Below are 13,232 nucleotides of genomic sequence, written 5' to 3'. Positions count from 1 at the left end.
GATGGTACAGGACCACCATAACCCGCGCATAAGCCGCAAATGGATGATCCGGGCTGCGGGATCAGCCCTGTTGTTGATCATTCTGTTTTGGCTACTGCCTTGGGATGCAGTCATAGCTGGGTTCAAATCCACACCTCCGACAGTCTTTACTTCGGTCTTCGTGGCATTCTTGCTGGCCCATCTGGGCGCTGCGCTGAAATGGCGTCTGCTTTTGGGGCCGGACATGCCAGCTGGCGCTGCAATTCGTGCTCATTTTGCCGGGCTTGCAGCCAATTTGTGTTTACCGGGCGCAATCGGAGGAGACGCCGTGCGCGCAGGCCTCGCCCAAGCAACTTTGAAAGATGGACCCCGAGTGGTTGCAGTCGCGCTCGTGGATCGCGTGATCGACATGCTGGCGCTTTTGACCTTGTCGGCTATCGGGATCATTCTGGCCCGTGGCGCTGGTACGAATATTGCGATCATCCTGCAAACGCTGGCGTTTCTGGTGATCGCCGTTGTCGGTTTTTTGGCCTTACCCAGGCTTTTGCCCATCCTTTGGAACGCGATCCCCGCACTTCCAGGGCGCGGATTTGCCGAGAGGCTGGGCAACAGTTTCCGACTGTTGGCTGGACGCCCCACCCTGTTGGCTAGCGTCTTCCTGGCGTCATGCGCAGTGCAGTTGGTTCTGGTTTCAATCGCCTGGTGGCTAGCCGTTGCTGCAGGCGCCGGGGTGGCATTTGGCCCATGGTTATTCGCCTGGCCACTGGCAAAGCTCGTAGCAGTTCTTCCTGTATCCCTGAACGGTCTTGGTTTGCGCGAAGCAACATTGGCAAGCTTCCTACTTCCTTTCGGGGCAAACGCCGCCGCAGTCGTTGCGGCGGGTCTCATGTGGCAAGCGGTTTTGTTTACAGCCGGCGCGTGTGGCGCATTGGTTTTGGCAATGACGGGGAAGGGTCTGTCCTTCAACGGAAAAAAGGATGTGGTGAGTGGTGAGTAACAAGACCAAAAACAAGACGGCATACACAATTCTGGGCGGTGGGCCGGCTGGTATCATGACCGCGCATCTTCTGGCGCGCGACACGGATGCGGATGTCTCGTTGATTGATCGCGCGCCGCGGCTTGGCGGTAATGCGGGGTCATTTCAGGTCGAAGGCATCACGACTGATTTTGGTTCGCACCGGTTTCACCCGGCAGCCGATCCCGAGATTTTGGCCGAGGTCAAAGGGTTGCTCGGGGACGAGCTGCTACTCAGGCCGCGCCATGGGCGTATCCGACTGGGCGGACGATGGATTCATTTCCCGCTGAAGCTTGGCAACGCCCTGATATCGTTGCCCGTGCCTTTTGCGGCATCTCTTATTCGGGACATGATCACCGGCCCGCTTCGCCCCGCTCACAATGGAACGGCAACGTTTTCCAGCGTTCTTCTTAAGGGGCTGGGCCCGACCATTTCGAAGAATTTCTACTTTCCATATGTACGCAAACTATGGGGACTTGACCCGGATCATCTGGCGGTCACTTTGGCAGAGCGCCGAGTGTCCGGATCGTCTGTGACAAAAATCCTGATGAAGATGGCGCGCATGCTGCCGGGGCTGCGCAGTGAAACTACGGGGCGGTTTTATTATCCCCTCAAAGGTTTCGGTCAGATTTGCAGCTCGATGGAGGACAGCGCGCGCCAGCACGGAGCCAATATCCGGTTAGAAAACAGCATCGAACGGATCGAGCGCAACGGAATGAACGTCACGGCCGTGATCACCAAAGATAAGGACGGTGTCGAAACGCGCCACGAAAGTGACCAGATCCTGTCGACCATCCCTCTGACGGCGCTACTGGGCGTCATGGATCCGCCGCCGCCGCCCGAGGTAATCGAGGCTGCAAAGGCCGTTCGGTATCGCGGCATGATCCTGATCTACATGGTTCTGGAGACCGGCCAGTTCACGGAATACGACGCACATTATTTCCCAGAACTGTCCATCCCGATCAGCCGCATGTCGGAAACCAAGAACTACAACAATGTCACAACACCCGAGGGTCGGACCGTGCTTTGCGCAGAACTTCCCTGCGATCCAGGCGAAGAGTGGTGGGACATGTCCGATGACGATCTGGGCAAAGCTTTTTGTACCTGGTTGGAACACGTCGATTTGCCCGTGAAAGTTCCGGTCAGATCGGTCGTGACCCGCCGTTTGTCCCACGCCTATCCCGTCTATGACATCGATTACTCGGACCGATTTGAGGCTGTCGACAACTGGCTGGAATCGCTGGATGGCCTGGTCAATTACGGGCGTCAGGGGCTATTTGCGCATGACAATACTCACCATGCTTTCGCAATGTCATTCGGGGTTGCCGATTGCCTGTCTTCAACGGGTGATTTCGACCGCGAAAAGTGGACGCAATACCGCGAAAAGTTCTCTCACCACGTTGTAGAGGATTAGGCATGTGACCGGGCCCGTTGTTGATATCCTAATGTATCACTCGATTTCCGACGCTGGTGGACCAACGTCGATCGCGCCCGACATTTTTGCGGCGCAAATGAAGATATTGGCAGCTTCAGACGTGGCTCTGATTACCTTGGACGACTTGGCGAGCAGGAAAGACCTGCCCGCGCGATCCTGCATCGTTACATTTGATGACGGGTTCATGGATTTCGCCAGAACAGCCTGGCCAATCATGGCGCCGCTCGGCATCCCGGCCATGGTCTATTTGCCCTCGGGCTGTATGGGCAGCATTGAAAACTGGCGCGGCGCGAACACCCCCGCTCGCCAGTTGATGAGCTGGGATGTGGTTCGAAACCTTGCTGCAGAAGGCGTTCAGTTTGGTAGCCATACGGTAACTCACCCTGACCTTGTGGTGATGGACGACGCTGTACTGACATCGGAACTGACGCGGTCACGAGAGGCCATCGAGCAGGAAACCGGACATTCCGTTCGACACTTTGCTCCGCCTTACGGCCGCTCCAGCCGTCGGGTCCGCGCGATAATCGCCCGCCATTATTCAACTTCGGTCGAAACAAAGTTGGAGCAGGCAAACGTGGATAGCGACCTGTACAGTCTGCCCCGACTGGAGATGTACTATTACCGCAACCCTGAGCGTCTGCGAACACATCTTAAGGGAAAAGGACGCCCCTATCTGAATTTGCGCCGGGGCTTGCGCGCCGCCCGGGATCTCAGCTCCAAACCGTGGGAGCGATCCCTATGAAACGCTCACTGACCTTGGCCCTAAATGTCCATCCGGAACGCGACCGATACTGGGTCTTGAAGCAGTCGCAAGTGCAATCGCTGCATCGGCCGACCATCACATTTGATACCCGGCCCGGAAGGATTAATTCGGGTGATGGGGCGCGGCATCAAAAGGAGGGCGCATGGCGGATATCATCCTGACGCCCGAGCAGATGCGCGGTGTGCATGCGTATTTAGGTGGCGATTCGACGCCGCTGGATAGCTTGTTACGCAATCCCAAAGCTGGTCAGGTCGTAAAATTACCGGTCACGCCAGAAACTGTTTTCAATCTTGAAGGCATTTGGCAGCTTCTTGCGGAAAAAGGGTTGAAACCTGAACTGCTGCCCTCTGAGGGCCTGGACGCGCGCGAAGCGGAATTCGTCAATGAGTTCCGCCAATCATTTCTGAATTCCACGCCACGTGTCGAAAATAAACCATCTTCAGCACTGCAGGATGGCTTATCCCTGTTGCGACACGGAACGATGGCTTTCTTTGGGTTCGGTCCGGGGCCGACACTTGATATCGGGCCACTGCCTTCCGTCGTCCTTATCGGCGCCTGTGGCGGAGAACATGCTGGCGATGCGGCCACTTTGGGCGGCATACTCTTGGGTCTCAACCAAGATTTCGGCACAACGCGCGCCACAATTCTGAGCACCCGGCCAAAACACACCAAACGCATGGCTGACAGTCTTGAAACTCCGGTTGAAGTGACCGTCGCTCCTTACGGACATCGGGAAATTCGGGACGAAATCTCTCGCACCGACGGGTTGGTTTTGGCTGGGGGGCAATTAAAAGACGTGCCTCGAACGCTGGCGATGCATCTCAAGGCGGCACGCTTGGCAACTGTTCAGGGAAAGCCATTCATAGGTCGCGACGTAGATGTTGGATCATACAAGCGCAGGCTTTCACGTTGGATGGCACGTCAGATCGCGTTACACGCTTCTGTTTTCTCGGTGTGCACAAACCAATCGGCAAAGGCGCCGGTGCTTAGTGGCATTAACGTGAGCATCAGAGACGAATCTGCCTTCGAATATCTCGGTAGCCGGCCGGCGGAACTCGGCAAACTAGCAGCATCCGAGCAGCAGTTTGTTGACCGAATGTTGGCCGGTACCGAAGGGCGACATCTGGTGGGCATAAACCTTCACCCCGTTCGACAACAATGGGCCGAGCTGGCGAAAGATGTTCTCCCGACAACAGAAGATCGATTTATTGAAGAGTGCAGTCATGCGATGATCCGGCTGGCACAGTCCAGTGCCGAACCCATCACGTTTGTCTTTTTCTCAGTGAACCTGATTCCATCTGGAGCATCAGATCTGGAAGCCGCCTATCGGTTACATCGGCAGGTTGGCGCGGAAGCCGACCTGCGGGTTTTGGAAGCCCCTCTGAATGTAGACGGCATACTGTATTTGATGCGCCGCCTAAACGCGGTTGTCGCAATGCGCTTCCATGGATGCCTTATGGGTTTGTCGCAGAAAATCCCAACGTTTGGGATTGAATTCTGTCCCGCACAAAATGGAAAATTGGAGCAGTTGTTTGCTAGCCTGGACCAAGGCGCGCGCGTACTCAGTATGGATGAGGTGCAGGCGGAATGGCTTGTAGACAATCTCAACTACGTTCTTTTACCCGAACAACAAAGCGCAGCATGGAAAGACATAAACCAAAGCGCTTGAGATTTACCCCGCACTCAAATCACATGTGAAATCAAATAGTCTCCCGGTCATCAATTGGGGCCAGTGTTGCCCCTCATTTCATCAAAAGACGGGGCGGCCCAGATACCAGGTCAAAACCGTTCCGTCCGGCAATGTGATTGTCACAGGATTGTCGCTGTCACTGGCCGCCATTTCAAAATGGGCCTCTTGCCATTCCGAGTTTGACTCCAGCCGCAATGGCGTCGGACTTTGCCCCGCAAGTGTCACGTCAACTTCGGCAACGTCGGCGGATTTGACACGCAGGCGAAGCGGAAGAATCTGGCCCGCCCGCAACTTCCCGCGCGCGAAAAGTCGAACAGTGCCGTCTGCCTGCAAAGCTTGTTCATACGCGGGGACACGTTTCCAGCGATCCGTTTTGGTAACGTACAGGTAAGTTCCGGCACCTAGTCCCATGATCAAACCTAACGGCAACAGCCATTTCAATGGAAACATCCCACGCCACACAACGCGCAACGCGCCAGGGTTTGTTTCATTGATCGCACCGGTCACGCGGCGGGCGTACACCATGACGCCAAAAAAGCACAAACCGGTCACCATGACGCCGAACAGGAACCACAGCACCCGGGTCAAAGTACCGCCCCAGGTCCCGTAATGCAGGGTGTCGGCCGCTTCGCGGATGCGGGTCAATCCGCTTAGATCTTCCGCACGGTATGAACCGAGAATCGAAAAATCTGTGGGATCAAGTGTCACTGTATCGACCTGGTCCACAAGCCAGGCACTGCCTTGCCCCCGAACGATCAGGCTTTGGTCGGGAAAGGCTGGCAGTTCGATGCCTTCAGGCACAATCCCGGGGATTTCGCCCGTTGCGATCGTGACGGCCCTTTGCAAATCCGCGCCAGTGAAACCGTCCGGCAATGGCTGACTGCGGACCGCTGGCTCGGCGGGTTTCGGATAGGAGTAAGACGTCAATCCCAGCACGCCCAAGAAAAAATACAGGCCGGTTGCGGCCGTCAACACCAGAAATGGCAGTGACCAAAGGGCTACCAAACGGTGCATCCCGCCCCAAAATGCGCGCGCGCTGAGGTCGCGCGACGGAAGTCGGAGAAATCCGCGCCAGAACCGGCGGTAGCTGACCAGGCCTGTGATGATCAACACGATCAATATTGGCGCGCTTATGGTAACAAGCAGAGTTCCGATCCAATGCTGGGTCAGCAAGCTGTCGTGAAAAATCCGCAAGATTTCCTTGAAGCTAAGCGTGCCGGTCAAACCCGTGATCGCTCCGGTTTGGGGGTCTGTCCAAACCTCGGCAAGCTCTCCCCACGGCGTCAGCAGAGTTGTGTAATCCGCCACAAAACCGGATTCTCCGCGCTCGATACGCACAAAGCGCGCTTCCGGCCATTCGGTTCGAATATTGTCGTAGATAGCTGCAACCGGAAGTGGGCCACGGGGGCCTTCTGCCTGACGATTGCCGTCAAATACGGCCTCAAGCTCCGGAGTTAATGTCAAAAGGGTGCCGGACAAGAACAGGAAACCCAGATAGAGGGCTATGTTGAGCCCGCACCACGTGTGCAACCAGAACACAAAATTACGAATGGACTTTTTTGACTTCATCAAAATTCACGGCAACACAGCTTGGAGCGAAACCAAGTATAAGAAGATCCAAGCCGAAATCCATGCATACCAGCCACCTTGAATGCACAAAATCGCAATTCCTTGGTCTACGGGATTAGCGGATCTCTCAACTCGCGCGGCCGACCTGAGGTTTCGAATAAGCCAGCCGAATGATATCCGCGGCAAGGACTTTTCTTCGTGCAAGGGCCATCGCCAAAAAGAAAGACAGCCCTGCAAAACCGGCACTGGGTTCCATTCCGCTGATGGTCCATAGCAAGACAGCTACCAATGCTGCGGTAAGGGGCATCAGACATGGCAAAATAATGTAAAGCGGCCCGACGCGACGATTAATGGCAACTTGCGTCAGGCATGCACTGGTTAGATTGGCGGCGAAAAAACTCAGGGCCGCGCCTACAGCCCCCAAATGGGGGATGATCAGAATACCCGTAACAAGCAGCGCCACTGCTCCGGACAATTCAGCACGCAGTAGGTAGTTCTGCTCATTCTTTGCGATCAACGACCAACGGGCATGGCCACTCAGCAGTCGCAACGGGAACACCCAAGCCAGACAGATCAGAGCAGGAGTTGCAGTTTCATAAGCACCTCCGAATACCAAGACCATGATCTGGCGCCCGAACAGAGTCAGAACCAGTGCCACGAAAATTCCGCCCCAAGCGATGACATGCACAGACGCGCGCATCACCCGGTCCCACAAGGCCAAATCAGTGTGCAAGCTGCGTGTGATCGCAGGATAAAGGTTGAAGTGATAGATGAACCCTAGCGCAAGCAGTGAAATGACCAGTCGCTGGGCCGCTCCCAACCACGCGGACTGTGTCGGGTCGGCCAGAACCGCAAGCATCATCATCGGAGCATAAAGCATGAAAGCCCAGAGCATGTTTGAAAGCCCGACTGCGGCTCCTTCCCGCAGGAATCGCAGGGCATCGCGCATTGGCCATCCACCCCGAAAGGGCAACCGCAAATGATATTGCGCACCGACATAGTAGATCGACACCAGCAGTAGTGTGGCGCATTCTATCCACCCCACTGTCACCAGAGAACTGCCCGGTCGCACCAGTAGAATAACCCCTAAGGTAAAACCCAACGAACGGATCGGGCGAGCCAGCGCCGCAAGGGTCATATGCTCGAGCCCTTGCAGCAGCCACTCCTGTTTCAGTGGCGCAAAAACCAGGCTGGCTATGTAGACCCACAAAAGGGCCTTTCCGGCAGGGGTCAAATTAGCAAATTGCGACAACAGCATCGCGACCGGCAGGACGAAAAGCACCATGACGAAACGTGCGACAGCCACCTGGCTGGCAATCTTCTGCGCATCGCCCGGACGCGTCGCCAACGCTTTGACACCAATTGTTCCCGCACCGCATTCAATGACGATCGTCGCAAATGCTGCAACCGAAATGGCCAGTTCGATCATTCCGTAGGCTGCGGGCTCCATCTGCCGCGCCAGATAGGCAAAAGTGATGAACCCCAACAACATGCTCAGGGCTTGGCCTCCGGCCAGAGAAAACAGATCGCGCAGGAACTTTGGGCCCGATTGCGAAAAGAAACGGGCGAGCCTGGCTTTGACCCGGTTTTCGCCAGCGTCAGAGGTCATTGGATCTTAAAACGACGATACCCCCGCCGGAAAGCGTGCCAGGGAAGAATGCAGCCTTGGTGAATCCATCCTGTATTCCATCCAGGATATCTGCATGGCGCCGTTTCGTAACAGCTGGAAAGGTATAGACAATCCAGGTTTCGCGGTCCGGGTTATACACCGACTGGAACTCGGTCAGATTGTCGGCCCCATCCCATTGTGGGGCATAGTAATCCCTATATGGCAGAACGGTTAAGCCAAGGGCGATCACGCTCGCATCCGCACTGCGGTTTTTTTCGACAAAATCTCTGGCGCCGGTGAAATCCTGTTTCGGGTAAAGGTAATTTTTGGGCAGAAGCACAAGGGTTGAAAGTATTCCCACAATGGCCAAACCCTGCCCCAGTCGCAGGCCTTCAAGGCCAAGACGTTTGCTGATCCAATCCCCTATTCCGGTCGCGCCGTAGATCAGAAAAAGACAGATCAGTCCAAGATCACTCAGGAAATACCGCGGCCAGACCCGGAAGGACAGTGCGACCAACAGGGCGATGGTCAGCGCGACATGCAACAACAAAACCAACGGCAGAACTGGCGTAGAGCGGTACATTCGAAACATAGCCACGCCAATGACAAGCGCCGCTACCGGCATCACCGGACCAAGAATTGGGCCGAGGCCGCGTATGATTTCAGTCAGGGTCCATAGAGGGTTTTTCCACTGCGCTATGGATTGCTGGCGCACCACATCCTCGGGCCCGGACTGAACTGCCGAAAACGTCGTGATCATCGCCTCATACATCGGCAGATAGAGTAGCGCCGTCACTCCGATACCCAATGCGGCACCGGTCAACGGCATTATGATCGAACCCTTGGGATTAATCTGGCCACGCATTCGGGACAAAACCAAACACAGAGCCCAAGACAGACCGATCGCCGCGTAGAAGAACGCAGCTGACAAATGCGTGTACATCGCAAAGGCAAACGTCAGACCAAAACCCAGCCAGACCCGCCATGTTGGTCTGCGCATGCCGTCTACGACCAGAACCAATGCGACAAGCCCTATAAACAACAATCCGGTATAGCCGCGTGCATTCTGGGAAAACCAGACATGGTGATAGGATACCGCCATAAGTGCTGCAGCCATTAGCGCTTCGTGCCTGGATGCCACACGGCGGCCCAGCAGCCAAAGGGCCCACAGGCTGGCAACTCCCAATAGTACAGCAGGTAGGCGCAAGGCCCAGGCGCTTTCACCAAAAAGGGAAACAGCACCCTTGCTCTGGAGACTGAAGAAAACATGATTGTTCAGGCTATCGTACGTCGTCAGAAGCTCGCCCAGCGGCAGCCTGACATAAGCCGTCAAAGTGTTGATCTCGTCGTACCACAGCGACTCGTTCAGGCTGACCACACGCAAGATCAGGCCGAGTAGCAAGATCACGCCAAGCGTCAGGAATTCCGCGCGCGTGACCGGGGGAACAGGTGGATGATCGAACGAGACTGATCTGCGCATATCACCGAATTATCTTAAACTATCCTGAACCGGACTAGCGGAAATCCAGTTGCAAGGCCAGAAAATCCAAATACCGCCGGGCACTTGCGATCAGTTTGTTGGAAGTCGTGGGATTGTTTCCAGCTACTCGAATTCCAAAGATCGGACTAATCTGAAGATGTATTGATAGATTCTGTTACCGAGAGAGTGGCTTATGTTCAAACTGTTCAAGTGCGTTTCTTTCTTGCTGGCTCTTGGTGGCATGGCCTCGGCTCAAAATGCGACAATCAAGATCCACAATGACGTGCGCTTTCAGACCATGAACGGCTGGGAGGTATTGGCGCGCGGCTGGGAATACGCAAAGAGCTTGGATCGTTTCGACGGCAGTTGGTACCAGGACACACAGCTTCATGACCGTATCTTGGACGCTTTGGTCGAGGACGCCGGAATTAACCGTGTGCGGATCGAAATCCGGTCCGGCATGGAAAATCCGATAGACTACTGGTCGCAGTTCGAGCGTGGAGAAATTGGATACCGCGCGATGAAAGCCCATTTCTATCATAAAATTAACGATAATTCAGACCCCTTCGTGGCCAGTCCCGAAGGGTTTCATTTCTCGTTTCTCGACTTTCAAATGCAAAACGTTGTCCTCCCTCTGCAAGAACGCCTGCGTGCTCGCGGCGAGGATCTTTATGTCAATCTGTGCGTCGTCGATTTCCGATCCGACAGCGAAAGTTTGAGTAATTTTAGCCTGGCGCATAACCCCGAGGAGTATGCCGAACTGGTCAGCCAGGCTGTGTTCCATCTACAGGACCGCTATGGAATGGTGCCGGACGCGCTTGAGGTCATTCTTGAACCGGAAAACACCAATGGCTGGCGCGGCAGGCAGATCGGGCGGGCCGGCGCAGCAGCAGCAGATCGTCTGCAACCTCACAGCATAGCTCCTGAACTGATATTGCCGTCGGTGGTGAACGCTTCAAATGCAGTTCGCTATTTCCAATCTGCCTTGAGTATTCCCCGCGTTGCGCCGCGCACCGCAGCGCTGTCCTATCATCGCTATGCGGGGCGGCGTCCTAAAATCTTGGGTGAAATCCGCAACACGGCCCTGGCTAACGGAGTTCGGGTCGAGATGCTGGAATATACAAACGGGCAAGTCGACGATCTGATACAGGACCTGACCGTCGCACAAGCCAGCGCCTGGCAGCTCTATTCGATCATTGCTCGGTATCCGCCGGATTCCCCTGCCCCTGCCCCTGCCAACAGCGTTCTGTTGTACGGAACGCCTGAAGACGGACAAGTGGGGCTATCCCATCAGGGGCGCAAATTGGCTCAGTATTTCCGGTATGTGCGACGCGGGGCGCAGCGGATCGGGGCGGTTACGGACAACGCGGACTATCTTGGTCTGGCATTCGAAAACCCCGAAGACGGGCTTTATCCGGGGACCGTTCTGGTCATTCGCACCACACGCGCCGGGCAGATTGAACTCTGGAACCTGCCTGCCGGACGCTACGGTGTCACCTACACGGACAAGAGCGTGATATCTGGCGATCTGCCTCCACTGACCATTGAAACGGGCCCGGTGTCGCTGGACGCTCCGGGTCAGGCCGTTGTTTCGGTCTTTCCACTTCCCTCAGAATAACGGGCTCAAGGGGCGTCCAGTGCCACGGCTTTATAGCTTTGGTTTTCGTACAGAACCGCCCTGTCCCAAGGCGTGTCTTTGTAAAGAACAGCATGGGTGGCCCCCATGCTTTGCGCGGCGGATGTCCAGTCCGTGTTGGCCCTATGCGCTGCGCGCATTTCCCTGAGCGCACCAAACCCCTGCTTGCTGAACGGGCCATAAAGCGCCTCAATACGGCGGCGCCAGTCCGCGAGACCGGCATCATTGAAGGGGATGGCCGTAAAAGTAACGATGACACCACGATCCGACAGCAACCCAAATCTTTCGTGATCCGGGGGAACGGCCCAGATAGAGCCCTCGGCACTGACAACCCCAGCCTGACGGGCAATATCCGCCTCTGCGTCGGTGTGGTCGGACCAAGTGTAAATCGAGCCCGCCAGAGGACCCAACGCTGGATACCCGCGCGCCCAATAGGCCAGTACCGGCAGACCGACACCGACAATCACGGCCAGCGTCACGCCTATGCGACGTGAAGGTAGGAGGATAAGCGCAATGAGAACAAAAGCCACCGCGCCGCGCAGCGACTGCACAAGAATCCCGTAACGCCAGGCCAACGCCACGCTCAGGCCAATGCAAAAGCCTAGCCCCAGCCAAACGATGACCCCTGACCATCGGTCGGCAAACAGGTGACGCACGAGCTGCGTTGCGACTATGGCAACCATAACAACCACAATCGCGTAGGATTGCCCGTCGGCACTGGCCAACAACAGCATTAAGGCGCACGCCAATGCCAGAATCCGATCCTTGCCGTAAAGGTCACCAACCAGCTTTCCGAGCAACAAAAATCCAACCCATTTCACGACCATAAGCATACGAAACACCTGAGCGGTTGCCCAAATTCGGCTGTGTTGAACATCCGTAAACCACAGACTGGCGGCGCAGGCAGTCAGAACAATCACACAGATCAGCCCAAGCAACAGGGTGGAACTTTGCGGCAATGTCCTCTGTTTTGCGAACCAAAACAAAAACAGTCCCGTCGTCAGAACAAACAATCCGGCCTCGATCCACGAGCGGCGATAAAACTCAAATGCCAGGTAATGATGGGGCGCGCGAAAACCGATCAGAATGTCGAAAAACTCGGTATCGGAAAGAGGCGCGTCTGCGTGCCCGCCGGCAGGCCAGGCCCAGAACGCCCACATAAGGACACCAAATGCCAGCCCGGCACCTACTATCGGAGACAATGCCTGCAGCCGAGACCGATGCCCGGGGTATACAAGTTTGGTTCCAGCCACGGCAGCAAAAGCGATCGCGGCGATCTCGGTTCCGATCAATGGGTGCATCAAGGCAGCTGCCGCAAAAGCAACGACCGCCAACCACGGGCGTTCAAGGAACATCAGGACCAGCCCGCCCAGCGCCAGGGCGATTGCGATATTAGCAGGTTGAAAACTGTCAAATCTCAGATAGCCGGCCAGCCCTAGGGAAAAACTGCCATTTGCAATGGCCAGCGCTGCCGCCAACAAGCTGCCCGTCACGCTTGCCTGAACGATAAGGCGCGCGCCCAGATAGGTCACGCCCCCCAGCAGGAACGCAAACAAACACATCATCGAATGGATGATAAACGGCATCGGCAGAAACGTGTGCAAGAAGGCCAAAGTGCGTGCGTAGTAAATGCGCGGGCCAAAACCGGCGGCATGATCGGTATAGAAATCGCCTGCCATGGAAGACGGGTCCAAAAGCCGCGCAACGATTGGCAATTGTTCGACCTGGTTGCCATGACCAAACAAGGCGCCGATCATGGGCAGTAGCGACATCAGTATCAGAATAAGCACGATCTGGGCCGGGCCTGGATCAGAATATGAATGTTTTTCGGTCATCGAACCCATTAATACACGTCCCTACAAATTGGATGCCGGGGGCAAATAACTCTTAGCCCAGCTTGCCGAACCGACCCAGAAGTCCTGAAATAATGCGAAAGATTTCAAAACAATCCAGGATTCTGCATGTTTTTGTTTCTCAAAATCTATTATTTGACCCTATTCTTGGTGCTAGGTGCCATTGTCGTCTATGTTGCCGGATAATTCAGCGAGCCAATCAA

At 55.6% G+C, this 13,232-nt stretch carries 9 protein-coding genes; 5 read left to right on the top strand and 4 right to left on the bottom strand.

Annotated features, from left to right (window positions below):
• Nucleotide 1 precedes the first annotated feature (1 nt).
• The 4 genes from AC2TCY_RS03250 to AC2TCY_RS03235 all read left to right on the top strand — a co-directional run bounded on the left by AC2TCY_RS03250 (nucleotide 2) and on the right by AC2TCY_RS03235 (nucleotide 4,861).
• On the top strand, nucleotides 2–976 hold the full coding sequence (locus AC2TCY_RS03250) for a lysylphosphatidylglycerol synthase transmembrane domain-containing protein (protein WP_480845431.1): 975 nt from the start codon (nucleotides 2–4) through the stop codon (nucleotides 974–976).
• A complete protein-coding gene (locus AC2TCY_RS03245; protein WP_480845430.1) occupies nucleotides 969–2,408 on the top strand; it encodes a protoporphyrinogen/coproporphyrinogen oxidase in 1,440 nt (479 codons plus the stop codon). The genes AC2TCY_RS03250 and AC2TCY_RS03245 overlap by 8 nt, the downstream gene beginning before the upstream one ends.
• Before the next feature lie 4 nt (nucleotides 2,409–2,412).
• Nucleotides 2,413–3,171 (top strand): polysaccharide deacetylase family protein, encoded by a 759-nt coding sequence (locus AC2TCY_RS03240; protein ID WP_480845429.1) that lies wholly within the window; start codon nucleotides 2,413–2,415, stop codon nucleotides 3,169–3,171.
• Nucleotides 3,172–3,334: 163 nt separating this feature from the next.
• On the top strand, nucleotides 3,335–4,861 hold the full coding sequence (locus tag AC2TCY_RS03235) for a polysaccharide pyruvyl transferase family protein (RefSeq protein WP_480845428.1): 1,527 nt from the start codon (nucleotides 3,335–3,337) through the stop codon (nucleotides 4,859–4,861).
• Nucleotides 4,862–4,942: 81 nt separating this feature from the next.
• Here the strand turns inward: AC2TCY_RS03235 and AC2TCY_RS03230 are convergent, their stop codons facing one another.
• From AC2TCY_RS03230 to AC2TCY_RS03220, 3 genes are all read right to left on the bottom strand, one after another.
• Nucleotides 4,943–6,451 carry a PepSY-associated TM helix domain-containing protein gene (locus AC2TCY_RS03230; protein WP_480845427.1) on the bottom strand — a complete coding sequence of 503 codons (1,509 nt, stop codon included), beginning with the start codon at nucleotides 6,449–6,451 and terminating at the stop codon, nucleotides 4,943–4,945.
• A 127-nt stretch (nucleotides 6,452–6,578) separates the two neighbouring features.
• Nucleotides 6,579–8,060, bottom strand: coding sequence for an oligosaccharide flippase family protein (locus tag AC2TCY_RS03225; protein ID WP_480845426.1), 1,482 nt, complete (start codon nucleotides 8,058–8,060; stop codon nucleotides 6,579–6,581).
• Nucleotides 8,050–9,540 carry a glycosyltransferase family 39 protein gene (locus AC2TCY_RS03220; RefSeq protein WP_480845424.1) on the bottom strand — a complete coding sequence of 497 codons (1,491 nt, stop codon included), beginning with the start codon at nucleotides 9,538–9,540 and terminating at the stop codon, nucleotides 8,050–8,052. Before AC2TCY_RS03220 ends, AC2TCY_RS03225 begins: the two co-directional genes overlap by 11 nt.
• 193 nt (nucleotides 9,541–9,733) lie before the next feature.
• Here AC2TCY_RS03220 and AC2TCY_RS03215 point away from each other — a divergent pair, with 193 nt between their 5' ends.
• Nucleotides 9,734–11,158 carry a hypothetical protein gene (locus tag AC2TCY_RS03215; RefSeq protein ID WP_480845423.1) on the top strand — a complete coding sequence of 475 codons (1,425 nt, stop codon included), beginning with the start codon at nucleotides 9,734–9,736 and terminating at the stop codon, nucleotides 11,156–11,158.
• Between the two features lie 5 nt (nucleotides 11,159–11,163).
• Here AC2TCY_RS03215 and AC2TCY_RS03210 read toward each other — a convergent pair whose 3' ends face one another.
• Nucleotides 11,164–13,020 (bottom strand): DUF6798 domain-containing protein, encoded by a 1,857-nt coding sequence (locus AC2TCY_RS03210; RefSeq protein ID WP_480845422.1) that lies wholly within the window; start codon nucleotides 13,018–13,020, stop codon nucleotides 11,164–11,166.
• Between the last annotated feature and the right edge of the window lie 212 nt (nucleotides 13,021–13,232).

This window comes from Ruegeria sp. HKCCD7181, assembly GCF_057221055.1.
Note: the sequence above shows the minus strand (reverse complement) of the source record. Positions and strands in the feature narration are given on the sequence as shown.

What these genes read in the sequence shown, in the direction of transcription:
- AC2TCY_RS03250 (WP_480845431.1), top strand. Translation starts at nt 2, where the DNA reads ATGGTACAGGACCACCATAACCCGCGCATAAGCCGCAAATGGATGATC.
- AC2TCY_RS03230 (WP_480845427.1), bottom strand. Translation starts at nt 6,451, where the DNA reads ATGAAGTCAAAAAAGTCCATTCGTAATTTTGTGTTCTGGTTGCACACG.
- AC2TCY_RS03225 (WP_480845426.1), bottom strand. Translation starts at nt 8,060, where the DNA reads ATGACCTCTGACGCTGGCGAAAACCGGGTCAAAGCCAGGCTCGCCCGT.
- AC2TCY_RS03210 (WP_480845422.1), bottom strand. Translation starts at nt 13,020, where the DNA reads ATGGGTTCGATGACCGAAAAACATTCATATTCTGATCCAGGCCCGGCC.
- AC2TCY_RS03235 (WP_480845428.1), top strand. Translation starts at nt 3,335, where the DNA reads ATGGCGGATATCATCCTGACGCCCGAGCAGATGCGCGGTGTGCATGCG.
- AC2TCY_RS03220 (WP_480845424.1), bottom strand. Translation starts at nt 9,540, where the DNA reads ATGCGCAGATCAGTCTCGTTCGATCATCCACCTGTTCCCCCGGTCACG.
- AC2TCY_RS03215 (WP_480845423.1), top strand. Translation starts at nt 9,734, where the DNA reads ATGTTCAAACTGTTCAAGTGCGTTTCTTTCTTGCTGGCTCTTGGTGGC.